Annotated in this window: 28 protein-coding genes; 14 read left to right on the forward strand and 14 right to left on the reverse strand. The window is 68.7% G+C overall.

Translation table 11 applies throughout. The features are described 5' to 3' along the window. Window positions 1-206: 206 nt before the first annotated feature. Window positions 207-566: a hypothetical protein gene (locus tag ASF77_RS04890; protein ID WP_056335212.1), complete on the reverse strand. Its 360-nt coding sequence runs from the start codon at window positions 564-566 to the stop codon at window positions 207-209. 266 nt (window positions 567-832) lie between these two features. On the opposite strand from ASF77_RS04890, the gene ASF77_RS04895 reads away from it, so the two are divergent. Next, on the forward strand, window positions 833-1,960 hold the full coding sequence (locus ASF77_RS04895) for a branched-chain amino acid ABC transporter substrate-binding protein (RefSeq protein WP_056335215.1): 1,128 nt from the start codon (window positions 833-835) through the stop codon (window positions 1,958-1,960). Between the two features lie 10 nt (window positions 1,961-1,970). Here ASF77_RS04895 and ASF77_RS04900 read toward each other — a convergent pair whose 3' ends face one another. Next, window positions 1,971-3,065, reverse strand: a complete 1,095-nt coding sequence (locus ASF77_RS04900; RefSeq protein WP_082493559.1) for a serine hydrolase — start codon at window positions 3,063-3,065, stop codon at window positions 1,971-1,973. Between the two features lie 227 nt (window positions 3,066-3,292). On the opposite strand from ASF77_RS04900, the gene ASF77_RS04905 reads away from it, so the two are divergent. Next, window positions 3,293-5,431, forward strand: a complete 2,139-nt coding sequence (locus ASF77_RS04905) for an EAL domain-containing protein (protein WP_056335218.1) — start codon at window positions 3,293-3,295, stop codon at window positions 5,429-5,431. Window positions 5,432-5,503: 72 nt separating this feature from the next. Here the strand turns inward: ASF77_RS04905 and ASF77_RS04910 are convergent, their stop codons facing one another. The 3 genes from ASF77_RS04910 to ASF77_RS04920 form a co-directional block, all read right to left on the reverse strand. Then, window positions 5,504-6,013: an ankyrin repeat domain-containing protein gene (locus ASF77_RS04910; protein ID WP_056335222.1), complete on the reverse strand. Its 510-nt coding sequence runs from the start codon at window positions 6,011-6,013 to the stop codon at window positions 5,504-5,506. Between the two features lie 42 nt (window positions 6,014-6,055). Further along, window positions 6,056-6,613, reverse strand: a complete 558-nt coding sequence (locus ASF77_RS04915; protein ID WP_056335224.1) for a M23 family metallopeptidase — start codon at window positions 6,611-6,613, stop codon at window positions 6,056-6,058. 124 nt (window positions 6,614-6,737) lie between these two features. Then, window positions 6,738-7,136, reverse strand: coding sequence for a hypothetical protein (locus ASF77_RS04920; protein WP_056335227.1), 399 nt, complete (start codon window positions 7,134-7,136; stop codon window positions 6,738-6,740). 237 nt (window positions 7,137-7,373) lie between these two features. Here ASF77_RS04920 and ASF77_RS04925 point away from each other — a divergent pair, with 237 nt between their 5' ends. From ASF77_RS04925 to ASF77_RS04940, 4 genes are all read left to right on the forward strand, one after another. Beyond that, on the forward strand, window positions 7,374-7,730 hold the full coding sequence (locus tag ASF77_RS04925) for a YciI family protein (protein ID WP_056335230.1): 357 nt from the start codon (window positions 7,374-7,376) through the stop codon (window positions 7,728-7,730). A gap of 106 nt (window positions 7,731-7,836) precedes the next feature. Beyond that, window positions 7,837-8,259 (forward strand): YciI family protein, encoded by a 423-nt coding sequence (locus ASF77_RS04930; RefSeq protein ID WP_056335232.1) that lies wholly within the window; start codon window positions 7,837-7,839, stop codon window positions 8,257-8,259. 31 nt (window positions 8,260-8,290) lie between these two features. Beyond that, window positions 8,291-8,710, forward strand: coding sequence for a VOC family protein (locus tag ASF77_RS04935; RefSeq protein WP_056335236.1), 420 nt, complete (start codon window positions 8,291-8,293; stop codon window positions 8,708-8,710). Further along, the gene (locus tag ASF77_RS04940) at window positions 8,710-9,990 is read left to right on the forward strand and encodes an RNA polymerase sigma factor (RefSeq protein ID WP_056335239.1); all 1,281 of its coding nucleotides are present in this window, start codon (window positions 8,710-8,712) and stop codon (window positions 9,988-9,990) included. The genes ASF77_RS04935 and ASF77_RS04940 overlap by 1 nt, the downstream gene beginning before the upstream one ends. 266 nt (window positions 9,991-10,256) lie before the next feature. On the opposite strand, the gene ASF77_RS04945 is transcribed toward ASF77_RS04940, so the two are convergent. Beyond that, window positions 10,257-10,991 (reverse strand): hypothetical protein, encoded by a 735-nt coding sequence (locus ASF77_RS04945; protein ID WP_056335243.1) that lies wholly within the window; start codon window positions 10,989-10,991, stop codon window positions 10,257-10,259. Between the two features lie 278 nt (window positions 10,992-11,269). Between ASF77_RS04945 and ASF77_RS04950 the strand changes: the two genes are divergently transcribed. The 4 genes from ASF77_RS04950 to ASF77_RS04965 are packed head-to-tail and all read left to right on the forward strand — an operon-like array spanning window position 11,270 to window position 14,258. After that, window positions 11,270-12,103, forward strand: coding sequence for an ABC transporter substrate-binding protein (locus ASF77_RS04950; RefSeq protein ID WP_056335246.1), 834 nt, complete (start codon window positions 11,270-11,272; stop codon window positions 12,101-12,103). 10 nt (window positions 12,104-12,113) lie between these two features. Then, window positions 12,114-12,809: an amino acid ABC transporter permease gene (locus ASF77_RS04955; protein ID WP_056335249.1), complete on the forward strand. Its 696-nt coding sequence runs from the start codon at window positions 12,114-12,116 to the stop codon at window positions 12,807-12,809. Between the two features lie 7 nt (window positions 12,810-12,816). Then, a complete protein-coding gene (locus tag ASF77_RS04960; protein ID WP_056335252.1) occupies window positions 12,817-13,533 on the forward strand; it encodes an amino acid ABC transporter permease in 717 nt (238 codons plus the stop codon). Further along, window positions 13,530-14,258: an amino acid ABC transporter ATP-binding protein gene (locus ASF77_RS04965; RefSeq protein ID WP_056335255.1), complete on the forward strand. Its 729-nt coding sequence runs from the start codon at window positions 13,530-13,532 to the stop codon at window positions 14,256-14,258. Before ASF77_RS04960 ends, ASF77_RS04965 begins: the two co-directional genes overlap by 4 nt. On the opposite strand, the gene xth is transcribed toward ASF77_RS04965, so the two are convergent. After that, window positions 14,259-15,068, reverse strand: coding sequence for an exodeoxyribonuclease III (gene xth, locus ASF77_RS04970; protein ID WP_056335258.1), 810 nt, complete (start codon window positions 15,066-15,068; stop codon window positions 14,259-14,261). A 181-nt stretch (window positions 15,069-15,249) separates the two neighbouring features. On the opposite strand from xth, the gene ASF77_RS04975 reads away from it, so the two are divergent. Both ASF77_RS04975 and ASF77_RS04980 read left to right on the forward strand, forming a co-directional pair. Then, complete coding sequence (locus ASF77_RS04975; protein WP_056335261.1) at window positions 15,250-15,762, forward strand: hypothetical protein; 513 nt, start codon at window positions 15,250-15,252, stop codon at window positions 15,760-15,762. Between the two features lie 158 nt (window positions 15,763-15,920). Further along, on the forward strand, window positions 15,921-16,289 hold the full coding sequence (locus tag ASF77_RS04980) for a hypothetical protein (protein WP_056335263.1): 369 nt from the start codon (window positions 15,921-15,923) through the stop codon (window positions 16,287-16,289). 26 nt (window positions 16,290-16,315) lie between these two features. Here the strand turns inward: ASF77_RS04980 and ASF77_RS04985 are convergent, their stop codons facing one another. From ASF77_RS04985 to ASF77_RS05005, 5 genes are all read right to left on the reverse strand, one after another. Next, complete coding sequence (locus ASF77_RS04985; protein ID WP_056335266.1) at window positions 16,316-17,425, reverse strand: metallophosphoesterase; 1,110 nt, start codon at window positions 17,423-17,425, stop codon at window positions 16,316-16,318. A 12-nt stretch (window positions 17,426-17,437) separates the two neighbouring features. Next, complete coding sequence (locus ASF77_RS04990) at window positions 17,438-18,406, reverse strand: MYG1 family protein (protein ID WP_056335270.1); 969 nt, start codon at window positions 18,404-18,406, stop codon at window positions 17,438-17,440. 115 nt (window positions 18,407-18,521) lie between these two features. Next, entirely contained in the window at window positions 18,522-19,481 is a 960-nt protein-coding gene (locus tag ASF77_RS04995) for an alpha/beta fold hydrolase (RefSeq protein ID WP_056335273.1), read from the reverse strand. Then, complete coding sequence (locus ASF77_RS05000; protein WP_056335276.1) at window positions 19,478-20,287, reverse strand: SDR family oxidoreductase; 810 nt, start codon at window positions 20,285-20,287, stop codon at window positions 19,478-19,480. Before ASF77_RS05000 ends, ASF77_RS04995 begins: the two co-directional genes overlap by 4 nt. After that, window positions 20,284-21,777, reverse strand: coding sequence for an NAD(P)/FAD-dependent oxidoreductase (locus ASF77_RS05005; protein ID WP_056335280.1), 1,494 nt, complete (start codon window positions 21,775-21,777; stop codon window positions 20,284-20,286). Before ASF77_RS05005 ends, ASF77_RS05000 begins: the two co-directional genes overlap by 4 nt. A gap of 81 nt (window positions 21,778-21,858) precedes the next feature. Here ASF77_RS05005 and ASF77_RS05010 point away from each other — a divergent pair, with 81 nt between their 5' ends. Both ASF77_RS05010 and ASF77_RS05015 read left to right on the forward strand, forming a co-directional pair. Then, a complete protein-coding gene (locus tag ASF77_RS05010) occupies window positions 21,859-22,485 on the forward strand; it encodes a TetR/AcrR family transcriptional regulator (protein ID WP_056335283.1) in 627 nt (208 codons plus the stop codon). Window positions 22,486-22,493: 8 nt separating this feature from the next. Continuing rightward, window positions 22,494-24,785, forward strand: coding sequence for an ATP-binding protein (locus tag ASF77_RS05015; protein ID WP_056335286.1), 2,292 nt, complete (start codon window positions 22,494-22,496; stop codon window positions 24,783-24,785). A gap of 4 nt (window positions 24,786-24,789) precedes the next feature. Here the strand turns inward: ASF77_RS05015 and ASF77_RS05020 are convergent, their stop codons facing one another. Beyond that, window positions 24,790-25,152: a PleD family two-component system response regulator gene (locus ASF77_RS05020; protein WP_056335290.1), complete on the reverse strand. Its 363-nt coding sequence runs from the start codon at window positions 25,150-25,152 to the stop codon at window positions 24,790-24,792. Beyond that, window positions 25,145-26,239: a HAMP domain-containing sensor histidine kinase gene (locus ASF77_RS05025; RefSeq protein ID WP_056335293.1), complete on the reverse strand. Its 1,095-nt coding sequence runs from the start codon at window positions 26,237-26,239 to the stop codon at window positions 25,145-25,147. The genes ASF77_RS05020 and ASF77_RS05025 overlap by 8 nt, the downstream gene beginning before the upstream one ends. Window positions 26,240-26,242: the final 3 nt, after the last annotated feature.

The following is a 26,242-nucleotide window of genomic DNA, read 5'->3' on the forward strand; positions in this document are numbered from 1 at the left end:
TGCTGGAAAGCGGACATCGGTCGAATCCTTCTTGCTACTTACTGGGAACCGGCAGGGCCGGACGCGGGAAATCAGGCGCGTAGTAGTAGCGCTAGCGATAGGACGCCGGCGTTTGGTAGAAGGGTCGACAGATGCAGTGAGGAAGTCATTGAGTCAACTCTAAGCGCGACGGCGGGAGGCTGTCAAGCGTTCATTTGTGCAGTGCGTCAGGGCTGTTGCGGCTGGGTCAGGAAGATCCAGGCGACCGTAATGACGACGGCGCCGGTAGCCGTGATGCAGCTCCAGGTGAAGAACCAGGCCGACAATAGGGTCGCCTGCAAGGCCCGCTCGACCAGGCAACCGAGGGCGAAATCGAGGACGGTGAGGAAGGACCAGCGGCGCAGGTAGACCGGCAGGTATTTGCTCATGCGCCGGTTGTGCTGGGTGGCCGCATGGCGTTCGATGGGCGTGCGCGCGCCGCTGACGTCCTTGAAGAGCCAGTCGAAGAAGATGAAGCGGTAGAGCAGGGTGCGAAAGCGCAGTTCGTGCACTTCACCCCGTTCGCCGCCGTGGTGCTCGCTGGTCATGCCGGCTCCCCGGGCGCGTGCGCCCCTGCGGTGGAGGCAGTATGCCGCAGGCTGGGCGGGTGGCGGCGCGCTGTTCGGTACTGTCTTCGCGCGGGCATGCCCGCCCTACGGGTACGTTCGAGGCGAGATCGTGCGTAGGGTGGGCATGCCCACGGGGGTGGACGGCGCCTGCACCGCCGCCCGCCGCGCACGCGCCCGGCTCATCCTTGCTAGAATTCCTCCTTTCGCCGCCACCGATAGCGGCGGCACACCATCCAGAGGAATGCATGAAGAACACCGCAGTCGCACTCGCCGCGCTGGCCGCCGCCGGCCTCGCGCACGCCCAGGAAGTCGTCAAGATCGGCCACTCGGCCGCCGTCACTGGCCCGGTCGCCTACTTCGGCAAGGACACCGAAAACGGCGCGCGCATGGCGATCGAAGCGCTGAACGCGCGCGGCGTCCTCATCGGCGGCAAGAAGGCGCGCTTCGAACTGCTGGCCGAGGACGATGGCGGCGACCCCAAGCAGGCCACCAACGTCGCCCAGAAACTGGTCGACGCCCGCGTCAACGGCGTGGTCGGCCATGAGACCTCGGGCACCACGATTCCCGCTTCGAAGATCTACCACCAGGCCGGCATTCCGCAGATCTCGCCCTCGAGCACGAGCCCGAAATATACCCAGCAAGGCTTCAACACGGCCTTCCGCGTGGTGGCCAACGACGTCCAGCTGGGCCAGGCGCTGGGCCGCTACGCCGTCAAGGACATGAAGGCGCTGCGCGTGGCCGTGATCGACGACCGCACCGCCTATGGCCAGGGCCTGGCCGTGGAATTCGCCAAGGGCCTGAAAAGCCAGGGCGCGCAGGTGGTGGCGCGCGAATTCACGCACGACAAGGCGACCGATTTCAACGCCATCCTCACCAAGATCCGCGCGGCCAAGCCCGACCTGGTCTTCTTCGGCGGCATGAGCGCCGTGGCCGGCCCGATGCTGCGCCAGATGAAGCAGCTCGGCTTCAACGCCAGGATGATGGGCGGCGACGGCATCTGCTCGGACGAGATCCACAAGCTCTCCGGCGGCGCGATGGCCGACGGCCAGGTATTCTGCGCCGAAGCCGGCGGGGTCGACGCCGCCGGGCGCGCCGCGCTCGACCGGTTCCGTACCGACTACAAGAAGCGCTTCGGCATCGACGTCCAGATCAACGCGCCCTATGCCTACGATGCCGTGATGACGATGGCCGACGCCATGGTCAAGGCCGGCTCGAGCGCGCCGGGCAAGTACCTGCCGCTGCTGGCGAAGACCCAGTACAAGGGCGTGACCGGCCCGATCGCTTTTGACGCCAAAGGCGACATCCGCGACGGCACGATCACGCTCTACACCTTCAAGGGCGGCAAGCGCACGGTGCTCGCCGTGACGAAATAACAGCGGGTAGTCAGGGCGCCAGCGCCTCCAGCAACGCCAGTCCGAGCCTCGCCTGCTCGGACTGCGCCATGTCGGTATTGTTGAGCAGTACCACCACGCGGCCGTCGGCCGGGGCGTAGGCCAGCAGGGTCTTGAAGCCGCCGCTGACGCCCGTCTCCCAGGCCAGTGTGCGTACCGCCGCGCCGCTGCCGGCCCGTTTCACCCTTCCTCCCAGCGCATAGTCTTCCGCCGCGTACTGCACCGTCAGCAGTTCTTGCCGCGAAGCCGGCTTCAAGAGCGCGTTCCCGTATACGGCGTCGGCGATCTTGACCAGGTCGCGCGCGGTGCTGTAGAGCGTGCCGCTGGCCGCGACCATCGGCGGCGCCGGCATCATCTTGCGCCTGGCTCGGTTCGCCTCGTAGGGCGCGGCCAGCCCGGCGGGCGTGGCATCCAGGACGACGAAGCCGGTATCGTGCGCGCCGCTCGGCGCCAGCACCAGGCGCTCGACGTTGCGGATGAAGGGTTCGCCCGTCGCGCGCTCGATCGCGCCGGCGACGATGAGCCAGTTCGTCGGCGAATAGTCGAACTGGGCACCCGGCGCGAAGCGCAAGGCGCCGCTGCCGAAGCGCAGGGCCGCTTCGCTTGCCGGGATCGTCAGGCGTTCGACGGCGCGATCCTGCTTCAAGGCCAGGCCCAGCCCGTTCTCGATCCCGCTCGTATTCGAGAGCAGGGCGCGCAGCGTGACCGCACCGCTGCCGGCCGGCAGTTCCGGCAGCCATGCCGTGACCGGCTTGTCGAGATCGAGCTTGCCCTGCTCGGCCAGGCGCAGCACCGTCACCGCCGTGATCCATTTCGATACCGAGCCGATCATGAAGCGGCTGTCGGGCAGGAGCGGCGCCGGCGTCTCGAACTCGGCCTGGCCGTAGGCCCGCACCAGGGGCGCGCCGCCGCGCGACGCGCGCAGCAGAACGACGCCGTTGTAGTCCGGCGACACGTGCGCGGCAAGCAGATCCGGCGACGGTGTCCGGGCCGGGCTGCCGGCGCAGGCGGACAGCAGCACGGGAGGCAGCAAAGCCGCAAGGGGCAGCGCCGACAGGACGCGCCGGCGGCGGAGGGCGAGAGACATGGACGTCCTTGGCTGTTATGGCGGCAATAGGCTACCGTAAATGTGTTGACAAGAAAACAGCAATCTTGCCGTTGTGGCTGGTTTGCATCTTTTTTCCGGCGTGGATGAACCGGACGCCGAAAGTGCCTGCAAGGGCGCTACACTGGCAGCGTCGCATGCCGCCCGCATAAGGCCGGCATACCATGCACGAGGACAGCCATGCGTAGACGCCAGGGAGGAAGGGCAGCATGAACACCCCGCAGGAGCCTGCGGCCGACGGGGCTGCGCCTGATGACGCTTCCGGCGCTGCGGCTGCCGGCGCGGCCGCGCCCGATCCTGTCCAGTTGCAGCGCCTGTGGACGCTGGTCGATAAGCTCGACGCCTGTTTCTACGTCAAGGATCTGGAAGGACGCTACCTGTTTGCCAACCAGGCGCTGGGGGCCGTATTCGGCACCGACCCGGCGCGCATCGTCGGCCAGCGCGACGACAGCTTCGTCGATCTCGCCGCCTCGGGTATCGGCGCGACCGACACGCAGGCCCTCTCGACCGGAGAAAAAGTCGCTACCGACGAGGTGGTGTGCATGATGGACGGCACCTGCCGCACGTTTCGCAGCGTGAAACTGCCGCTCTTCGATGCCGAGCGCCGTGTCGTCGGCCTGTGCGGCATCTCGACCGACATCACCGAGCAGCGCCGCGCCGTCGACGAACTCATCGAGCGCAACGCCCTGCTCAACACTATCCTGGCCAATGTCGACGCCGCCATCTACCTCAAGGATGCGCAGGGCCGCTATCTGTATGCCAACCGGCCGGTGCTGGCGCTGTACGACCGCGAACTTGGCGACCTGATCGGCCGCACCGACCGCGAACTGATGCCGCCCGAAAGCGCGGCGCTGGTGGCCGAGTACGATGCCGATGTGTTCGCCGGCGAAGGCGGTGCCGTGCGCGAGGAAACCATCGTCGGCGCCGACGGCAACAAACACCATTTCAGGTCGCGCAAGGTGAAGCTGCAGCTGCCCGGCCAGCCGACCTGCCTGATCGGCTTCTCGACCGAGATCACCGAGCTGCGCGGCCTGCGCACCCGGCTCGAGCAGGAACGCATCACCGATTCGCTCACGGGCCTGGCCAACCGCGTGATGTTCGAGTCGGCCCTGGAGGAGCAGCTCGTCATGGCCACGCTCGGCGGCGCCCGGCTCGCCGTCGTGATCATCGATCTCGACCAGTTCAAGTACATCAACAACAACTTCGGCCAGGCGGTCGGCGACCAGCTGATCCAGCTCGTCGGCCAGCGCCTGCAGCAGTCGAACGTCGTGCTCGGCAGCCTGGCGCGCCTGTCCGGCGACGAATTCGCCTTCACGCTGCCCCTGGCCGAGACGATCGAGGAGGTGGCGCACCAGGTCGAGCAGATCCGCGCCTTCCTGGCCCAGCCTTATCCGGTCTTGCGCCAGCCGCTGCACCTGACCTTCAGCGCGGGGGTGGCGCTCTCGCGCGGCAGCCTGCACGGGGCGGCCGAGCTGCTCGGGCGCGCCGAGGCGGCCATGTACTCGGCCAAGGACAACGGGCGCGACCAGTACCGTTTCTATTCGCCCGAGCTGGGCTCGACGGTCGCGCGCCGCGTCGAACTCGAACGCGACCTGCGCGCCGCCGTCGGCACAACCGTGGGCACGGCCGAATTCGCGCTGCACTACCAGCCGAAAATGCGACGCGACGGCAGCATCGCCGGCTTTGAGGCCCTGATCCGCTGGAACCGGCCCGGCGTCGGCCTGGTCGCGCCCGACAATTTCATTCCGCTCGCCGAGCAGCTTGGCCTGCTGCTGCACCTGGGACGCTGGGTGATCGAGCAGGCCTGCCGCCAGATCGCCGCCTGGCGCGACGCCGGCCTGGGTACGATCCCGGTCGCGGTGAATCTCTCCACCAGCCAGCTCACCAGCGCGGCGCTGCCCGACTATGTGTTCGACCTGATGCGCGAGCACCGCATCGAGCCCGGCTGCCTGGAGATGGAACTGACCGAATCGATGATGATGTCCGATCCGGATCTGGCGATCGCCATCCTGCACCGGCTGCGCAGCGGCGGCGTGGCGCTCTCGATCGACGACTTCGGCACCGGCTTTTCTTCCATGTCCTACCTGCGCCAGCTGCCGGTGAACTACCTCAAGCTCGACCGCTCCTTCGTGCAGAACTGCGCCGTCGACCCGAAGGACGCCGATCTCTGCGCCGGCATCATGGCGCTGGCGCACAAGCTCGACATGCACGTGGTGGCCGAGGGCGTGGAGACGGCCGAACAGCATCGGACGCTGGCGGACTGCGATTGCGATCTGTTCCAGGGGTTTCTGTTCAGCCGGCCGATGCCGGCGGGGGCGGCGACGGAGTTTTTACGGGGCATGCATTAGTTGGCGCGTGGGCTGGGCGGAGTAACGTAGGGCGGGCATGCCCGCGTTCCGGCGCTCGATCGGTGTTCACGCTCAATCCCCCACCACCCCATTCAAATACGCCACCGCCTCCACCGCCCCCATCTTCGCCGCCGCCTCCCGCATCGACACCCCGTCCGCGTCCACCACGCGCGGATCGGCGCCGTGCGCGACCAGCAAGCGCATCATCTCCACCCGGTTGAACATGGCCGCGATCATCAGCGCCGTCTTGCCGTTCGGCCCGGCCGCATCGACCTCGGCGCCGCGTTCGAGCAGCAGCTCGACCACGGCGGCATCGCCCTTGAAGGCGGCGCCCGCGAGCGGGGTTTGGCCAGCGTCGTTCAGCAGTTCCGGGTCGGCGCCGTGCTCGAGCAGGACGCGCGCCGTGTCGGCATGGCCGTGGTAGCAGGCCAGCATCAGCAGGCTGTCGCCGCGCTCGTTGCGCAGGTTGGCGGGCAGGCCCTGAGCGAGCAGATCGGCCAGTGCGGCGGTCTCGCCGACCCTTGCGTGCTGGAAGACGCGGCGCGCAAAGGCGAGGGTGTCGTCGTCGAGTCGGGTGTCCATGTCAGCTCCGTGGTTCGATTGTGGTTCGAGGCCCGGCCAAGTCTACCAGTCTCTCTTCGATGCCGTGCGCGGCGGCGGGCGCAGCAGAGGATAGGGATTGATCGCCCCATCGGCCTCGTAGATCCCGTAATGCAGGTGCGGCGGCGTGCCGGCTGCATTCCCCGTGGTGCCGACATAGCCGAGCACCGTGCCGGCGCGCACGCGCTGGCCGTTCTCGATATCGGCCCACCTGTCCAGGTGCGCATAATAATGGCGCTGTCCGCCCGGCCCCAGCACCCACACCACCTGGCCGCCCAGGCGGTTGGTCGAGACGCGCAGCACCACGCCTTCGGTGGCCGCGACCACCGCCGTGCCGCGCTTGGCAAAGATGTCGATGCCTTCGTGCTTGCGGCCCTCGCTGCGGGCGCCGTGCCAGGTGTCGCGCAAGCCGCGCGGCTCAATCCCGCGCACCGGCACCGGCAGTGTGGCTGGCGCCGGCATCGAGGCCAGGCGCATCGCGTACAGCATGTTCTTGATGTAGGGCCCCAGCAGGGCGTAGCCGCCCAGCAGCAGGGACGCGAGCAGGGCAAGACGCAGCAGCGAGCGCAGGACGGTGCGCATCGGATCTCCGGATGAGGATGGTGGGGGAAACGGACGCGGCGAAGCGAACGCCGGGCTGCGTGCGGGGCGTTCGCGGAGCTTGCGCGCGCCGCCGGCGCGCTGGTCGCGTGTCGGGGCTGGCGGCTTACTGCTCCTTGCCCATCACGTCCTGGTCGAGACTACGGCCGAGCGAACCCTGTTGTTCCTGGCCGCCCTGGCTGCTGCCTTGCCCGCTCTGCTGGCTGCCGCTGCGCGCGCCGCCCTGGCTGGACTGGCCGGCCTGGCTGCCCTGCGGCTGCTGGCTGGCGCGGCCGCGGGTGCCGCGTCCGAGCGCTGGCGTGGTCTCGCCGTCGTCGGGTTCGGCCGACTGGCGGTTGCCTGCACGATAGCCGCTGTCGTCGGGCGACGGCATGCCGATGCCGCCATCGCGCGTGCCGGTGTTCAGGTTGCCGGTGGTGCCGGTGATGCCGGCACTGCTGGTGCCCACGCCCGTCAGTTCGTCGTAGTTGCGGCCCTTCGTACCCTTGCCTTTGTTTTCGCCCATTGCTGCCTCCTGCTGTCGGTGATTGGTTCCCCGATGGTAACGCCAGCCCGGCAGGGAACAATAGGCGCATGCGAGAGAGCCTTGTAGGAAATGTCGGACGCGGTCTCGGCATCAGCGCGATCGAAGCGCGCACGATTGATCCGGCGCGGTGAGCAATCGGGGCCGCGGATGCTTTACTCGTCCGGCGCGGCGTTGCATACTCATTGTTCTTGTGTCTATCTTTTGAAGGGACAGTCGATGTCGTACATGTTGCTGATCCATGAAGCCGTCGGCCAGCGCGCCACCCGTACCGACGAGGAAGGGCGCGCCCTCTACGACCGCATGCTGCGCTTCGGCGACGCGCTGCGCGAGGAGGGCGTGCTGCTGGGCGCGCAGTCGTTGGCCCCGCAAAGCCGGGCCACGCGGGTGCGGGTCGAGGGCGGTCGGGCGCGCGCCGTCGACGGGCCCTTCGCCGAGGCCAAGGAAATGATCGGCGGCTTCTTCCACGTCGACGTGGCGACCCATGAGGAGGCGGTGGCCATCGCCGCGCGCTGTCCGGCCGCCGAGTGGGCGACGGTCGAGGTGCGGGCGCTGGCTCCCTGTTTCGAGGCCTGAAAAAAATTTTTGCGCGCGTGTCGAAATACGGCGTGCCGGTTCGTCGTATGTGCAAGAACGGTCACTGCGCGGCCATCGCCGCGCCCGGATCCCACAGGAGAGCACCATGCGTTTCATGATCATCGTCAAGGCCACCCCCGAGTCCGAAGCCGGCTGCATGCCCGAGGAAACCCTGCTCAACGCGATGGCCGACTACCACGGCGAACTGGCGCGCGCCGGCGTGCTGCTCGACGCCAACGGCCTGCACCCGAGCAGCCAGGGCTGGCGCATCCGCTACCAGGGCAAGGAGCGCAGCGTGGTCGACGGCCCCTTCACCGAGTCGAAGGGAATGATCGCAGGCTACACCATGATCAGCGTGCGCACCCGCGAAGAGGCGCTGGAATGGGCGCGCCGGTTCCCCAACCCGCGCGGCGAAAACATCGACGCCGAAATCGAGCTACGCCAGGTGTTCGAGCTCGACGACTTCACGCCTTCCGATGCGCTGGATCGTTTCCGCGAACTCGAGGCCGGCCAGGCCGCGCAGTCCTGAACCGTCGATTAATCACGACAAAGGAGACGCCATGCACAAGCATATTTTCGTGAACCTGCCGGTGAAAGACCTGGCGCGCAGCCGCCAGTTCTTTACCAGCCTCGGCTTCAGCTTCAATCCGGAATTCAGTAACGACGACGGGGCCTGCCTGGTCATCGGCGAAAACATCTTCGCCATGCTGCTGGTCGAGCCCTTCTTCAAGACCTTCACCAACAAGCCGCTGGCCGACGCCAGGGAGGCGACCGAGGTGCTGACCTGCCTGTCGTGCGAAAGCCGTGCGGAAGTCGACGCCCTGGTGTCGAAGGCCCTGGCCGCGGGCGGGCGCGCGCCCAATCCGGCGCGCGACCACGGCTTCATGTACGGCCACGGTTTCGAGGATCCGGACGGCCATATCTGGGAGCTGGCGTGGATGGATCCGGCCGCGATGGCACCGCTGGCGCAGGGAGACTGATGGCGAGGCCGACGCCACATGCGGTCGATCAGGCCATCGGCGCCGTCTGGCGCATCGAGTCGGCCAAGATCGTCGCCGGCGTCGCGCGCCTGGTGCGCGACATCGGCCTGGCCGAGGAGCTGGCCGGCGACGCCCTGGTCGCCGCGCTGGAAACCTGGCCGGCCTGCGGCATCCCCGATAATCCGGGCGCCTGGCTGATGCGCACGGCGAAGAACGCGGCGCTCGACCACCTGCGCCGCGACAAGGTGTTTCGCGAGAAGTGCGTGCAGATCGGCCACGACCTCGAAGCGCAGGAGGCGCATGTTGTGCCCGACTTTGTCGACGACCTCGACGCCGCCCGCAACGACGTCGTCCATGACGACCTGCTGCGGCTGATGTTCACCGCCTGCCACCCGATCCTCCCGACCGAGGCGCGGGTGGCATTGACCCTGAAACTGCTCGGAGGGCTCAGCACCCAGGAGATCGCGCGCGCCTTCCTCGTGCCCGAGCCGACGGTCGCCCAGCGCATCGTGCGCGCCAAGCGCAGCCTCGGCCAGGCGCGCGTGCCCTTCGAGCTGCCGCCGCCGGAAGAACTGGGGGAGCGCCTCGCTTCCGTGCTGGAAGTCGTCTACCTGATCTTCAACGAGGGCTATACGGCCACCAGCGGCGGCGACTGGATGCGCATGGAACTGCAGGACGAGGCCCTGCGTTTGGGCCGTATGTTGGCCGGACTGGCGCCGCGCGAGCCGGAAGCGCAGGGACTGGTCGCCCTGATGGAACTGCAGGCCTCGCGCGCGGCGGCCCGGGTCGACGCCGTGGGCCGGCCGGTGCTGCTGCTGGAACAGGACAGGGCGCGCTGGGACGGCATCCTGATCCGCCGCGGCCTGGCGGCGCTCGCACGCGCCGAGCTGTTGGGCGAGCCCGGGCCATACACGCTCCAAGCCGCGATCGCCGCCTGCCACGCCCGTGCGCGCACGGCGGAGGAGACCGACTGGGCGCGGATCGCTTCCTTGTACGGCGCGCTGGCGCGGGTGAGTCCCTCGCCGGTGGTCGAACTGAATCGGGCGGTGGCGGTCGGCATGGCCGAGGGGCCGGCGGCCGGGCTGGCGCTGGTCGATGCGCTGGCTTCCAGCGGCGCGCTGGAGCGCTACCAGTGGCTGCCGAGCGTGCGCGGGGATTTGCTGGAAAAGCTGGGGCGGCACGCGGAAGCGGCCGCGGAGTTCAGGCGGGCGGCGGGGATGGCGGCGAATGCGCGGGAGAGGGCGCTGCTGGAGGAGCGGGCGCGGAAGAACGGAGCTTAGGAGCATACCTCTACCGGTTCTCGTTTACCCGTAGGGTGGGCGGGTCTCCCGCCCGCGCGTTCAATCAGCGAGCGAAGGGCCTGCGCGCCAATCCTTAAGCAAACCTATACGGTTCTAAATGCACTGCGTCCAGGCAACCGTGCGTTGAATGCGTGGGCGGGGAACCTGCCCACCCTAGGGCCCTGCTCAAGGTATTCCTCGCGAAAATTTTCAGTAAACGGCGTCTTTCTTCGATGCCGATGCTGTAACAAAGATGAGCGCCGCCCTCACCGCTTCCAGCCGCGGTCGCGCGCGGCCCGTTCAGCGGCCGCGTTCAAGGGCGTGCCGGCGATGCGCTCGTCGATGGCGTCGAGCACGGCTACCGGCGTCACGCCCGCGGCCGGGCGCGCCTCGCCGCGCGCAGCCTTCGCTTCGCTCAGCACCGGAATACGCCAGGTCTCGCCGTCGCGGCAGGCCAGGCCCGTGCTGGCGCCGATGCTGAAGCTGCGGCAGTAGCCGCCGGCGCGGGTGGCGAAACTGACGCCGATGCGCACCGGGCTGGTCGGCGCCGGATCGGTCGCCAGCTGGCGCGCCAGCGCGCCGGCCAGCTGACCGCGCGCCACCAGGCGCCCGTCGGCCTGGGCCGTGACCATGCTGCCCTCGCCGCTGCTGCCGTCGAACCAGAAGCTGCCGGCCAGCACACCCAGCACCAGGGCTGCGGTGAGCGCGCCCCAGCGCGGCCAGGCGCTGGGCGCGGCCGGGGCGGGCGCCGGCGGCGGAGCGGCGACCCGAGCACGGGCGCTGCGCGCCGCTTCCAGCGACAGTACCTTGCCGGTGGCCGCCGGCTGCGGGCGCGCCGGCCCCGGTTCGCCGGCCACGATGGCGCGGCGCCGGGCGCGGTGCTGTTCGACGATGGCGGCCAGCGCCGGATCGGCGCGCACGGCGCGTTCCACCTCGCTGCGCAAAGGTTCGGCCAGGGCGCCGTCGGCATAGGCCATCAGGATATCGTCGGGATAGTTCATGGTACGGGTCTTTCGTCGGACAACTTTTTATTCTTGAAACCTCATCGGCTGGGCCAGACCGATGAAAACGGCAATGTCAAGCTTGGCAATGTGAATTCTATGCTATCGGCCGGGGATTGCATGTTTCATTCTGTCTACTTTGGGAGAGCGCGCTTGGCAGTCGGGCAGGGCGGGTCTTTATGCCAGATGCACATGTTCTTATGGGAATTCGATCCTTCGTCCGTTCATTCACATCGCGTATACTCGCTGGTTCGTCCATTCACGACCCCGGAGTTTCCATGGCCACCCGCCGCACCCTGCTTGCCTGCGCAATCGCGCTTTCCGCCCAATTCGCCCTGGCGGGCGCCGTCCAGGCCGACCAGCTGGCGGACATCAAGAAGAAGGGCGAGATCGTCTTCGGCGTCCTCGGCACCGACGAGCCGAACAGTTTCATCGACCCGAAGACGCGCGAACTGGTCGGCTACGAGATCGACCTGGCCAAGGCCGTAGCCAAGAAAATCGGCGTCACCCCAAGGTTCAAGCAGATGTCGGTCGCGGCGCGCATCCCTGAGCTGCAGCAAGGCCATGTCGACGTGCTGGCCGCCACGCTCACCCACAACAAGGAGCGCGAATCGCAGGTCGACTTCGCGCTGACCCATTTCGTGACCGGCTCGAAGGTCATGGTGCGCGCCGCCAGCGGCGTCACCGCGCTGCCGCAACTGGCCGGCAAGAAGGTGGTCACGGTGCGCGGCGGCACCCAGGAAACCAACATCCGCGCCGCCGTGCCGAGCGCCACCGTCGTCACCTTCGAGAACACCCAGCAAGCCTTCCAGGCCCTGCAGCAGGGCAAGGGCATCGCCTACGTGAACGACGAATCCTCGCTGCTGGCCGACTACGGCAAGCTGGGCCCGAACGCGAAGAACTTCACCATCCTGCCGAGCAGCATCGGCGTCGAGTCGATCGCGCTCGGCCTGCGCAAGGGGGAGAAGGGGCTGAAAGCCGTGGTCGACGCCACCCTGCGCGAGCTGGAGGCGAGCGGCGCGGCCAATGCCCTGTTCAACAAGTGGTATGGCCCGGGCACGCGCCCGAACATCGCCAAGCGCGCCTTTACCATCCATACCGACAAGATCTGAGTAGCCTCTTTTGACGTTTTTCGACGCAAGCCTGATTCAGTCGGGGCAATACCACGACTGGCTGGTGCAAGGCCTCGTTCTTTCGCTGCAGCTGCTGGCGGCCAGCTTCGTGATCGCGCTGCCGCTGGGCGTGGCGATCGCGCTGATGCGCACCTCGGGCAGCCGGGTGCTGCGCGGCGCCGGCGCGGCCATCGTCGAGGGCATCCGCAATGTGCCGCTGCTGGCGCACCTGCTGTTCTGGTATTTCGCCTTCCCCGAACTGCTTCCCGAGACGGTCAAGCTGGCCCTCTACGACAGCAATCCCGAATTCATCTGCGCCACCATCGCGCTGAGCTTGTACGCGGGCGTGCACATGGCCGAGGACATCCGCAGCGGCATCCGCGCCGTGCCCGCCGCCCAGATGGAAGCGGCGCGCTCGCTGGGCCTGGGCCGCATCGCCGCGCTGCGCCTGGTGCTGCTGCCGCAAGCGATCCGCATCGCGGTGCCGCCGCTGCTGTCGCAAACGGTCAACCTGTGGAAGGACACCAGCGTCGCCACCGTGATCGGCGCCGCCGAGATGATGTACCAGGCCGCGCGCGTGGAGACCGCGACCTTCCGCAGCGTCGAAGCGTTCACCTTTGCCACGCTGGCCTACCTGACGGTGTCGCTGGCGATTTCGCTGGCCGCGCAGCTGTACGCGCGCCGCTTCCCGGTGCGGACGATCTGAGACGGCCATGCTCGAACTCATACAAGACTATTGGCTGTATTTCCTCGTCGGGCAGTATCCGAACGGGCCGCTCGGCGGCCTGTCGCTGACCGTCCTCCTGTCCGCCGCCGCGCTGATCCTCGCCATGCCGCTCGGCCTGGTGCTGGGCGTGGCGCGCGTGAGCCCCTACCGCGCCGTGCGCTGGCCCGTCGCCGTGCTGGTGCAGCTCGTACGCGCCGTGCCGCTGCTGCTGGTCGTGTTCTGGGCCTATTTCTTCCTGCCGGCCGTGACCGGCGTGAAGACGGGCCAGGCGACGACCATGCTGATGACCCTTGTCCTGTTCGACGCCGTCTACCTGGCCGAGATCGTCGGCGCCGGCATCAAGGCGCTGCCGAAAGGGCAGCTGGAAGGGGCGCGCTCGCTGGGACTGTCGTATGCCCAGGCGCTGCGCCTGGTGATCCTGCCGCAGGCGCTGCGCCATGTCTCCCCTTCGCTGGTGAGCCAGCTGGTGGCGACCATCAAGGCCACCTCGCTCGGCTACATTATCGGCCTGTCGGAAGTGTCCTTTATCGCCACCCAGGTCAATACCCTGGTGTTCACCAAGGCGGTGGAAGTGTATATCGTGCTGGCGGCGACCTATTTCATCCTGTGCTTCGGCCTGTCGCGCCTGGCCTTCCTGCTCGAGCGCCGCCTGGGCCGGCGCCCGGCACTTGTTTCTGCAGAATCGGCAAAGGAAATGTCATGATCGCGCTCGAAGGCGTCAACAAGTGGTACGGTCAGTATCACGCCCTCGTCGACGTCACCGAACGCGTCGAGAAGAACGAAGTGGTCGTCGTGTGCGGCCCGTCGGGTTCGGGCAAATCGACCCTGATCCGCACCCTCAACCGGCTCGAGGAGATCGACGGCGGGCGCATCGCCATCGACGGGCGCGACATCCATGCGCGCGGACTCGACGTGAACGCCCTGCGCGCCGGCATCGGCTTCGTATTCCAGCACTTTAATCTGTTCCCGCACCTCACAAGCCTGGAGAACTGCATGCTGGCGCCCGTCAACCTCAAACGCGCCGGCACGGCCGAGGCGCGTGCCTATGCCATGGAGCTGCTCGACGGCGTCGGCCTCGCGCACAAGGCAAACGCCTATCCGCACGAACTGTCCGGCGGCCAGCAGCAGCGCGTGGCCATCGCCCGCGCGCTGGCCATGCGCCCGCCGGTGATGCTCTTCGACGAGCCCACCAGCGCGCTCGATCCGGAAATGGTGGGCGAAGTGCTGCAGGTGATGCGCCGGCTCGCCGATCAGGGCATGACCATGGTCTGCGTCACCCACGAGATGGGTTTCGCGCGCGACGTGGCCGACCGCGTCCTGTTCATGAGCGAAGGGCGCATCCTCGAGCGCGCCGCGCCGGAAGAATTCTTCACGCAGCCACAGCATCCGCGCGCCCGGCAGTTCCTGGCCGACCGCAGCGGCCGCTGATCACCGTTTCCCGGCGGCTTTCTGCGTCGCCAATGCGCTCAAGTCCAGCTCGATCCAGGTCGGCACGTGGTCGCTCGGCTTCGCCTTGCCGCGAATGTCGTGATCCGTTCCGGCCGCGCGCAAGGCCGGCGCCAGGGCAGGGCTGAGCAACAGGTGGTCGATGCGCAGCCCGGCGTTGCGGCCGTAGGCATCGCGGAAGTAATCGTAGAAGGTGTAAATGACTTCGTCCGGATGCATGGCGCGCAGCGAATCCGTCCAGCCCTGGCCGATCAGCCGGTGGAAAGCCTCGCGCGATTCGGGACGGAACAAGGCGTCGGTCAGCCAGCGTTCCGGCTTGTAGACGTCCAGCTCGGTCGGCATGACGTTGTAGTCGCCCGCGATGACGACCGGCGCGCCGGTGTCGATCAATTGCTGCGCGCGCGCGATCAGGCGCTCGAACCAGGCCAGCTTGTAGTCGAATTTCGGCCCCGGCGCCGGATTGCCATTCGGTAGATACAGGCAGGCAACGACGATATCGTTCACCACCGCTTCCAGGTAGCGGCTCTGCTTGTCGCTGTCGTCGCCCGGCAGGCCGCGCGTGACCTCGACCGGATCCACGCCGCGCGCCAGGATCGCGACCCCGTTCCAGCTCTTTTGCCCCTGCCAGATCGCGCCGTAGCCAGCTGCGTTGATCTCCGCCAGCGGGAAGCGTTCCTGCGGCGCCTTCAGCTCCTGCAGACAGGCCACATCCGGCTTTTTCTCTTCGAGATAGTCGAGCAGCGCAGGCAGGCGGCTGCCGATGCCGTTGATGTTGAAGGTGGCGACACGCATGGTTTCTCCATTCTGATTGCACGCTCCACACGCTAACGCAGCCCGGCAGTAACCGGCGCACGCCAGGCTGTCAATATTGCCGAAAAGACATGTATCTTGAGAACCACACGCACTGTTGAGTGTGCGCGACAATTTTTGCAAAAAAGATATTATTAAATCCTATTCAACTCCGGAGACACACATGTTCACTTCCTTCCTGCGCACGATCGCCCGTCCAGCCGCCGTCACCCTTCTGCTGGCGGCCTCGGCCACGGCCTCTGCGGGAAGCTGGGTCGTCGAGCCGCTCGACGTCGAAGGCGTGCTGGTGGAAGCAGTCGGCCCGGCCGACCGCTGCCTGTCCAAATTCGGCGGCACGATCAGCGGCCATGGCGACAGCAAGATGATGGGCGGCAAAGTCGTCTTCATCGCGACTGACTGCATCACCCCGGTCGGCCCGCTGTTCAACTTCAGCGGCGGCAAGTTCATCGTCATGACCACCTCGGGCGACCAGATCTACGCCAACTACAGCGGCCAGTTCGTGCCGACGGGCGAGGGCGCGAAATACGTCTTCTCCGGTGCGACCTTCCAGGTCACCGGCGGCACCGGCAAGTACGCCAAGATGACCGGCGGCGGCACCCTGACCGGCGGTGAAGACATGATCACCGGCGCCGGCAACATCAAGCTGACCGGCCGCGTGCTGTACTTCAAAAAATAACCGGGCTTGAACCGAAGCGAGCGGCGTCCCAGGGGACGCCTTTTTTTTGGCCATGAGGTTCATACGGCCGAGTCCTACAACGCGCCCTCCCGTGCGCCGCTAGTCCTCTCGCGCGCGCACACTATCATGCATGTATATCAACGCATGAGGAGAACACGATGTCCACTTACGACGACAAGAAGGATGCCAAGGGCCGTTCCTGGGATCAGATCACCAAGAACGGCACCAGCAGCGCCGGCAGCATGGGCGTGGGCGGCACCGGCGACAGCGGCAAGCTGCAGCGCGAGGCCGGCAACGAGCAATCGGGCAGCCGCACCGACGACCTGCTCGACGACGGTTCCTCGCAGGAGCAGGACACCGGCTATTCGCGCGGGGGACAGGTCGAGACCGGACTGGAAGGCATCGGCAACCTGAGCGGCGGCGCACAGGGCAACCGCCAGTCGGGCGTCCAGGACCGGCAGACCGTGCGCCGCGCGGAAGACCGCGGCGACGACGACAAGGGGAACAAGGGCCAGCAGAATCGCTGACGCTTGTCCTGGCCGGAGCGCGCCCGCTAGCGCGGCGCGCGCAGCGTGATCCGCACGATCTCGCCCGGCTGCCACAGGCGCATGCGCGGCCCCCAGCTGCCGGCGCCGCGGCTGATGACCAGCGCCAGCGGCCCGAGCGCGTGCTGGCCGACCAGTTGCGGGAAGCGCCGCTGCACCAGGTAGCTGAATGGCCAGATCTGGCCGCCGTGGGTATGGCCCGACACCATCAGACCGACCCCGCGCGCGGACGCCATCTCGAGCACGGGCGCGGCCGGAATATGCGAGAGCAGGATGGTGGCCTTGTCGACCGGCGCCGGCAGAACGCCCGCCAGGCCGCCCGTGATTTGCCCTTCGCGCCGCATGGCGCGCCCCACGTCCTCGATCCCCGCCAGCATCAGGCCCGGCGCCAGTTCCACTTGCGCGTCGCGCAGCCAGCGCACGCCGCCTTCCTCGAATTCGCGCACCGTCGTCTCGACGTCGCCGTAGAATTCGTGGTTGCCGGTCACGGCCCAGACCCCACGCGAGGCCTGGAGGCCGCGCAGCACGTTCGCCAGGCGCGGCTCGCCCAGCGGATTGTCCTCGACCTGGTCGCCCACCATCAGCACGGCGGCCGGCTGCAGGGCATTGATCTGGGCGACGCGTTTCTCCATCCAGTCGGCCCGGCGCTGGGCGCCCAGGTGCAGGTCGGTGACCATCACCAGCACCGTGCCATCGAGGGCCGCCGGCAGCTTCGGCATGGCCACCTCGTAGTCCACCACGACCGGGGCGCGCACGCCCTGGAAGATCGCATAGGCGCTCAGCAGCACGCCCGCCAGTGCGCCGATCGCGAGCAGGCGCTGGGCCCGCGCGCGCCACCAGAAGCCGAAACCGGTGACGATGTCGGCCGGCAGCAGGCACAGGGTCATCACGAACAGGATGCCGAGCCAGGTGAGCGCGAACTGCCCCGGCCACCAGCGCCAGTCGAGCGCCTCGTCGCCCAGCTGCACGCCGCCGATGTAGACGAGCCAGACCAGCAGCGCGCCCAGCCACCAGGCCTTGGCGGGAATGCGTGCGCGCACCGGGATCAGGGCGAACAGGCGGTGTGCGACATAGAAGTGGAACAGGGTGCCGACGAGGTTGAGGACGATCGAAAACATGGGCGCCGGCCTTCAGCAGGCGTGGCCGGGCAGCAGCGCGTGGTCGACTTCCTGCAGCGCCAGGCGCGCCAGCGCGCGGATGCCCTCGTAGGATTTGGCGGCGGCGATGAAGCGCCCGTTGTGGCAGAAGGTGGCGTCCGGCACGCCGCTGGCGCGCGCCAGGTCGGCGTCGCGCAGGCCGGCCCAGGCTTCGGGCAGGTCGGCCCTGGCGTCGAAACTCTCGGCGCTGACCGGCACCGTATGGATCATGTAGCGCTGCTCGGCGATGCTGTGGCTGATCACGAAGAGCACCTTCGGCATCTCCTTGCGCACCACGGCCGTCCAGGGCAGGGCGCCGTTATCCAGGAACAGCACGCGGCCGCCCTCGAGCACCTCCGCTCCGCGCACCTGGGCCAAAGCCAGCAGGGCGCCGACGCGGTACTTGACGGCATTGATCATGATATCGGTGAGGAGCGCCATCGCCTTGCGGAACTGGCTCAGGCGGTAGGCGTCGGAGGCTTCGCCGTAGCCCAGGCGCTGCTCGTCCATCCAGTTCGGATTGAAACCCGAGACCACCGCCGACAGGCCATAGCCGCCGGGCGCGTTCTTGGCCGCGCCGACATCCGACAGATCCAGGTACTGGACGATGTCGGCGTCGATCGCATACGCCATCTGCTGGGCCGCATCCGGCGACAGGGTGTGGCCGGCGTGTTCCAGAGCCAGCGCCGCGACGCAGCGCGCGCCGTATTCGCGCCAGACCAGACCTGCGCTGGCGTAGGGCACGCCGCTCTGGCGCGCCGTATCGAAACCCTTCTGATGGTGGTCGAAGCGGCCCGTGCTCGGGTCGTGGATGCCGCCGACGTCGATGGCGAAGTCGGCCGCCTCGATGGTAGCCGTGTCGCGCGTGCGCACCAGGTGGCTGTCCGGGTACAGGATGAAGAGGACGGCCACCGCCCATGCGTCGTCCGCGTGAAACTTGCCGCTATGTGTTACCACTACCATGCTGAACTCCCGTGCCTGTTCCGTTTGAAGCCGCCCGGCCGGCGTCGCGCCGGCGGACAAGAAGCACAGATGATACCGGTTCAGGCTTCGGCGCGTGCGCGCGTGCGGCCGAGGCTCAGCCGGCGGCCCGCTCCGGCGCGGCGAATTGCGCGCAGCGCGAAACGAAGTCGGCCACCGCCTGCGGCTGGGTCACCGGCAGCATGTGGCCGCCCTCGACCAGTTCCAGGCGCAGCCCCGGCACCTTGTCGGCCAGGGCCTGGCCGTGCTCTTCCCAGGCCAGGATGGCGTCGCCGCGGCCATACAGCACGCCCGTCGGCACGGCCAGCTGGCCGTAGCGATCCACCAGGCGCGGCATGTGGGCGGGCAGGGCCTGCATGTCGCTGGAGGCGGCCAGGAACTGGCGCGGACGCAGGCTGAGCATGCCGCCGCCTTTGACGGGAAAATCGCGCGGCACGCTTTCGGGGGCGAACACCGTGGCCAGCACCTTCTTGCCCCCGGCGATCGCGCCCGGCGTGGCCAGCGTCCAGGCGAACAGGGTACGCAGCCAGGGCGAGCCGATTGCCAGCGCGCGGAACACCTCGGGCGGCGCGCTCTGCACATGGGTCAGCGGCGCGATCAGGGCCAGCGCCCCGACCTTGTCGGGATGCTCGAGCGCGAGGGTGAGCGCGACCGCGCCGCCCAGCGAATGCCCGGCCACGGTCGGGCGCTCCAGGCCCAGGGAGCCGATCAGCGCTGCCAGCGCGGCCGCCTGGGTCGAGAGATCGGCCGGCGTGCCGGGGACGCGCTCGGACCAGCCGGAGCCGGGCCGGTCGACCGCGATGACCCGGTGATTGCGCGCCAGCGTTTCGAATACGCCGTAGTCGAAGTGGGCCGACTGGCCGCCGAGACCGTGCACCAGCAGGATCGCCGGGCCGACGCCGGCCTCGCGGATATGCAGGCGCGCGCCGGGCACGTCCACGAACCACCCCCGGGCCGGCAGGAAGGCTTCGATGCGGCGCGCGGTGCGGCCGGTGAACCAGGCCAGGACAATGAAGACGAGGACGAACAGCGCGAGTACGAGGAACAGGATTTTCATCGGGCGGTCGCTTTCTTGAGGATACGCCAGTAATTAACAGGGGAAATGCGTTCGAGGAGCGAGACCACCTTGGCGTCGCTCCCGACCAGGATGCGCGACTGGCGCCGCTCGATGCCGCGCGCGATGATCTCGCCGGCGGCTTCGGGCGCGAGACGCAGCAGCTTCTCCGCGATCTTGCGCCCGCGCGCGATCTCGTCCGGCGGGGTGTCGGCGGGCACGCGGGCGTTGCGGGCGATGGAAGTCGCCACGCCGCCCGGATGCACCACGCTCACGCCGACGGTGCTGCCTTCGAGCTCGTGGCGCAGCGCGTTGGAAAAGCCGCGCACCGCGAACTTGCTGGCCGAGTAGGCCGCCTGCCCCGGCGGCGAGACGATGCCGTAGATGCTCGAGACGTTGACGATGCGCGCCTCGTCGCTCGCGCGCAGCAGCGGCAGGAAGGCGCGCGTCATGCGCACCACGCCGTTGAAATTGATGTCGATGAGCCAGTCGAAATCGTCCTCGCTCACCTGTTCGAAGGTGCCGCCCAGGGCCACGCCCGCATTGTTGACCAGCAGGTCGACCCGGCCGTGGGCGTCGAGCACCTGGGCCGGCAGCGCGCGCACGGCGGCGCGGTCGGCCACGTCCAGCGCGTGGGTGGAGACGCGCACGCCGAGGTTGGCCAGCTGCGCGGCGGTTTCCTTCAGGCCGGCGGCGTCGATGTCGGCCAGGGCCAGGTGGCAGGAGCGGCGCGCCAGCGCCAGCGCGGTGGCGCGGCCGATGCCGCTGCCGGCACCGGTGATGACGGCGACCCGGTTCGATACGTTCATGGTAGCTGTCCTTTCGGCCCGAAGCGCATCACGCCGTCGGCGATGCGGCCGAAGCGGATGGTGAACATGTCCTGTAAATAGTTTTGGTAGACCTGCCAGGGGCGGCGCGATCCCTGCTTCGGCAGCAGGGCCTGGGCGCGCTGCACGTAGCCGGAGGTGAAGCTGAGGAAGGGCTCGTCCGCCACGCCCGGGTCGCGCCGTACCACGGCGATCGCCTGGCCGCTGCGGTCCATGTGCTGCAGCAGGCGGCACACCCAGCCCGCCGTCAGGTCGGCTTTCAACGTCCAGGAGGCGTTGGTGTAGCCGAAGGTCATGACGCTGTTGGGCATCTCGCTCAGCATCATGCCCTTGTAAGCCATGTGCTCGCTCGGCGCGTAGGGCTGGCCGTCGACCTCGATGCGGGCGCCGCCCAGCACCGAGAGCGACAGGCCGGTGGCCATGACGACGACGTCCGCTTCCAGCTCGCGTCCCGAGCGCAGCACGATGCCGCGTTCCGTGAAGTGCGCGATATGGTCGGTGACGACTTCCGCCTGGCCCTTCGTCAGGGCGCGGAACAGGTCGCCGTCGGGCACGACGCAGACGCGCTGGTCCCAGGGCTTGTAGTCGGGCGTGAAATGGGCGACGTCGACGTTCGGGCCGAGCTGGTGCTTCGCCATCTCGACGATCTTGCGCTTGGCTAGTTCCGGCTTGCCGCGCGCGACGCGGTAGAGCAGCATCGATTCGGTGATCACGCGCCAGCGCGTGGCCCAGTAGGCCAGGCCCGCCGGCAGGCGCTTCTGCAGGCGCCGCGCGAAGCGGTATTCGGAGGGACGCGAGACCACATAGGTGGGCGAGCGCTGCAGCATGGTCACGTGGGCGGCCGTCTGCGCCATGGCCGGTACCAGGGTGACGGCGGTGGCGCCGCTGCCGATCACGACCACGCGCTTGCCGGCGTAGTCCAGATCCTGGGGCCAGAACTGGGGCTGGACGATGCGCCCGGCAAAGGCGTCCTCGCCCTCGAAGCGCGGCCGGTAGGCATGGTCGTAGCTGTAGTAGCCACTGCACATGTGCAGGAAGCGCGTGCGCACGGTGCGCAGCGTACGCTCGTCTCCGGTCTCCGCTTCGATCGTCCACAGCGCGTCCGCGCTCGACCAGGACGCGCGCACCACCTTGTGATTGAAGCGGATGTGGCGCTCGATCCCGTGGCTGCGCGCGGTGTCCTCGATATAGGCGCGGATGTCGGGCCCGTCTGCGATGGCCTTGGCCGCCAGCCAGGGCTTGAAGCCGTAGCCGAGCGTGTACATGTCGGAGTCCGAGCGCACGCCGGGATAGCGGAACAAGTCCCAGGTGCCGCCGATGGCGGCGCGCGCCTCGAGGATGGCGTAGCGCTTGCCGGGACAGCGCCGCTGCAGCATGGCGGCCGCGCCGATGCCGGACAGGCCGGCGCCGACGATCAGCACGTCCAGGATCTCGTCGCCGTCGCCGAGGCTGGAGGATGAAGGGGTATGCATGTGTCTCGCACTGTTATTCTGATAATTGACACTGTATGTTGTCACATTCTTTGTGACAAGTAAATATGTCAGAATAGCGGCATGAACACCGAACCGACCGCCTCCCGCGCCTACCGCGGCGCCTCTCCCGAGCAGCGCCGCGCCGAGCGCCGCGCCAAGCTGATTGCCGCGGCGATCGCCGTGTATGGCGAGCGCGGCTACCGCCAGGCCACCGTCAAGGCCGTGTGCGAGGCGGCCGGGCTCACCGAACGCTATTTCTATGAGTCCTTCGAGAACAGCGAAGAACTGCTCGTCACCTCCTTCAATGCGGTCACCTACGCGGTCTTCGGCGAGATCACGGCGGCGGCGGCCGGCGCCGGGCGCGGCCGTATCGCGCGCGCCCGCGCCATGCTGGACGCCTATTTCAGCGCCCTCCAGCGCGACCCGGCCTCGGCGCGCGTCTACCTGGTCGAGATCCGCGGCGTCAGCCGCGAAGTCGACAAGGCCTTCGACGCCGCCCTGCAGGCCATCGGCGCCGAGGTGGCGCGCCAGATCGCCCCGAAAGAGGCAGCGCCGGACGAATTGCTCCAGGCCGGCATCGTCGGCGGCGTGATGCATATCGCGCTGCGCTGGATCGGCAACGGCTACCAGCCGCCGCTGAGCGAGGTGACCGACGCCGCGCTGCGGCTCGGCATGGTCTTGGCGCAGCCCGTGCGCGCGCGCGCCTGAGGCGATCCGTGCGCATCGGACTTCGATCACTCCTGCCGCGCGGGCTGCGCGCGCGGCTGGCCCTGGCCTTTTCGCTGCTGTCGGTGATCCTGACCCTGGCCCTGCTCGGCCTGGTCGAGCGGCGCGCCGTCGGCCGGCTCGAGAACCAGATCGGCGAAGGCCTGGCGGATCTCGCGTTCCAGACATCCGACAAGCTCGAGCGCGGCATGTTCGAACGCTACCGCGAGGTCGAGCTGATCGCCGGCCGGATCGCGCCCGGCGACGCGGCGCAGGACGCCGCACGCATGGCGGCCATGCTGCGGCGGGTGCAGGACAGCTACGCCTATTACGAATGGATCGGCATGGTGGGCGTGGACGGCAAGGTGAAGGCGGCCGGCAACGGCCTGCTGGTCGGCGTCGACGTCTCGAGGCGCGATTGGTTCCGCCAGGGTCTCGAGGGCGGCTTCGTGGGCGACGTGCACGACGCGGTACTGCTCGCCAAGCTATTGCCGCCCCAATCCGAACCGCGCCGTTTCGTCGACGTCGCCTTTCCCTATGCCGATGCCGAAGGCCGGGTGCAGGGCGTGCTCGGCGCCCACCTGTCCTGGAACTGGGCGCGCGACGTCGAGCGCTCGGTGGTCGGCTCGGCGGCGCGTACCAGCCCCGTGCAGGCGCTGATCCTGAACGGCGAAGGGCGGGTGCTGCTCGGGCCGCCGGATCTAGCCGACAAGGTGCTCGCCCTCGAGAGCCTGCGCCGTGCGCGCACCGCCCGCCGCGGCGGCCACCTGGTGGAAGCCTGGCCGGATGGCCGCACGTACGTGGTCGGCTACCAGCAGGGCAGTGGACACGGCAATTATCCTGGCCTGGGCTGGACGGTGCTGGTGCGCCAGGACGTGAGCCAGGCCTATGCGCCGGTGCGCGACATGCGCGCCCAGGTGCTGTGGAGCGGCGCGGCGCTGGCCCTGCTGTTCTCGATCGTCGGCGTGTGGGTGGCGCGCAGCATCACGCGGCCGCTGGCGCGCCTGGCCGGCGCCGCCACGCGCCTGCGCCAGGGCGGCATCGAGACCATCGATGCGCGTGCCGACGACTACGCCGAAGTGCGCGCGCTCGGCCGTGCGCTCAACGCGCTGGTGACCGACCTGGAGGCGCGCCGCGAACAGCTCGAGCGCCTGAACGGCAGCCTGGAGCAGGTTGTCGAGGCGCGCACAGTGGAACTGCGACGCGCACTGGCCGGCGTGCAGGCCAGCGAAGCGCGCATCCGCGCCATCGTCGAGACGGCGCAGGACGCCTTCATCGGCGTCGACATGACGGGCCGCATCCTCGACTGGAACCGCCAGGCCGAGCTGCTGCTGGGCTGGCGGCGCGAGGAGGCGGTCGGCCAGATCCTGTCCGACCTGATCCTGCCGGCCGAGCTGCGCGCGGCCGCGGGCGGCGCGTTGGCCGATTTCGCGGGCGGCGCGCGCCGCCGCCTCGACCATCTGAACCAGCGTGTGGAACGCGTGGTGACGGACCGCCACGGCGCCGAGATCCCGGTCGAAATGAGTACCGGCCTGACCGGCGAGGGCGACAGCGCGGTGTTCAGCATCTTCCTGCGCGATATCACCGAAAGGAAGCGCATCGAGGCGATGAAGAACGAGTTCGTCGGCACCGTCTCGCACGAATTGCGCACGCCCCTGACCTCGATCCGCGCTTCGCTGGCGCTGCTGGCCGATGGCGCGCTCGGGGCCTTGCCGCCGGACGTGCTGGAACTGATCGAGATCTCGAACAACAACTGCATGCGCCTGAACCGCCTGGTCGACGACATGCTCGACATCCAGAAGATCGAGGCCGGCATGATGTCCTTCGCGCCCGTGCTGCAGCCGCTCTTGCCGCTGGCGCGCGAAGCGGTGCGCACGATGCGCGGCATGGCCGGCGCCGCCGGCGTGTGCCTGGTACTGGAAGGCGAAACGGCGGGCGAGGGGCCAACGGCCGCCTTCGACTACGACCGCATGACCCAGGTGCTGGTCAACCTGCTGTCGAACGCGATCCGTGTGGCGCCGGGCGGGACGCAAGTCGTCTTGAGGGTCGCGGCCGATGGCGAGGGCGCCAACCTGGCGGTGGCCGACAGCGGGCCGGGCATCGCGCCGGCGCTGCGCGAGCGCGTGTTCCAGCCATTCGTGCAGATCGGCGATGCCGGCAGCGCCCCCAAGGGCGGCACGGGGCTCGGCCTGGCGATCTGCAAGCGCATCGTCGAGGAGCATGGCGGAACGATCACGATCGGCGACGCGCCGGGCGGCGGCGCGCTGTTCTGCGTCAGGCTGCCGGCGCGGATGCCGGCGTAGGGCATCAGGCCATCAGTTCCGCGGCTGCCGCCAGCAGGTCGCGCGGACTGAAGGGCTTGACCATGTAGCGGTCGGCGCCCGCGGCCATGCCGGCGGCGACGTCGGCGTCCTGGCCGTAGGCCGAGAGCAGCAGGATGCGGATGGCGCTGGTGGCCGGGTCAGCCTTCAGCGCGCGGCACAGTTCCAGGCCGCTCTCGATCCCGAGCGAGACATCGAGCACCATCAGGCGCGGCGGATCGTCGCGCACGAAAGCCATCGCCTCGGCGACGGTGCCGGCCGTCTCCACCCGTCCCAGGGTGATCAGGCTGAGGCGGATCAGCAGCCGCAGTTCGCGCTGATCGTCGACGACGAGGATGAAGTTACCCATGCCGGTCTCCCGATTCGGCTTGCGCCGCCGGCAGGCGGATCGTCAGCGTCGTGCCGGCGTCCGGCGCCGAACGGACAGCGACGGCGGCGCCGTGGACATCCATGATTTCCTTGAAGATGGCCATGCCCAGGCCGGTGCCGTCCTCCTGCGCCTGCGGCCCGCGGTGGAAGGGCTCGAACAGGCGTTCCCGCTGTTCGGGCGTCATGCCGGCGCCGGCATCGGCCACTTCCAGCAGCACAAGCGAGCCATCGGGCGCGGCGCTCGCATGCACCCGCACCGGGGTCTCGGGCGCCGAATAGCGTAGGGCGTTGTCGAGCGCATTCGCCAGGGCCAGGGCCAGCCGGTGCGGGTCGGCCGCCAGCGGGGGCAGGCCGGGGGCCAGATCGATCTGCACGCGCGCCTGCGCGTCGGGCAGCTTGACGGCGGCGAGCGCCTGCACCAGCACGCCGTCCAGCGGCGTGGCGGCCAGGCGCAGCGCGGCACGCCCTCCCGCCTCGATGCGGGCCAGGTCGAACACCTGGTTCATCACGGTGGCCATGCGCTGCCCCTGGGCGTGGATGATCTCGAGCAGCTCGCGCGCCTCGCCTGGGGCGAACTCGCGCTTGATCAGCAGTTCGGAAAAGCCGAGGATGCTCGCCAGCGGGGTGCGCAGTTCGTGCGCGGCCTGGGTGAAGGTTTTGTGGCGGCGCTCGCCGGCGGCGCGCACGCGCCAGGCCTGCTCGGCGTCCGGCGCGCTGTCGCGCACGGTGAGGACGGTGCGGCGCGCGCCGTGTGCGCCATGCAGGCGCGCGTTGGCGTGCATCGGCCGGGTGGCGCCGTCCGCGCCGCGGCCGGTGAGCTGAAGAGAAAGCGGCGCATCCGCGCCCTGGCCGCTCAGCGCGGCGCCGACGGCTTCCACGAAGAGGGTGCCGACGCCGCGCCCGGCGAGCTGCCCGGGTTCGCGGCCGAACAACAGGCCGGCGGCCGGATTGGCCGCGACGATCCGCAGATCGCCGTCGAGCAGCAGGACACCCTCGGGCAGCTGCGCGAGCAGCGCCGTCAGCCAGGCGTCACTGTCGCCGAGGGGAGGGCGGGTCGCTGCGGACATCGA

It is taken from the genome of Massilia sp. Leaf139 (genome assembly GCF_001424165.1).
GTDB lineage: Bacteria > Pseudomonadota > Gammaproteobacteria > Burkholderiales > Burkholderiaceae_D > Telluria.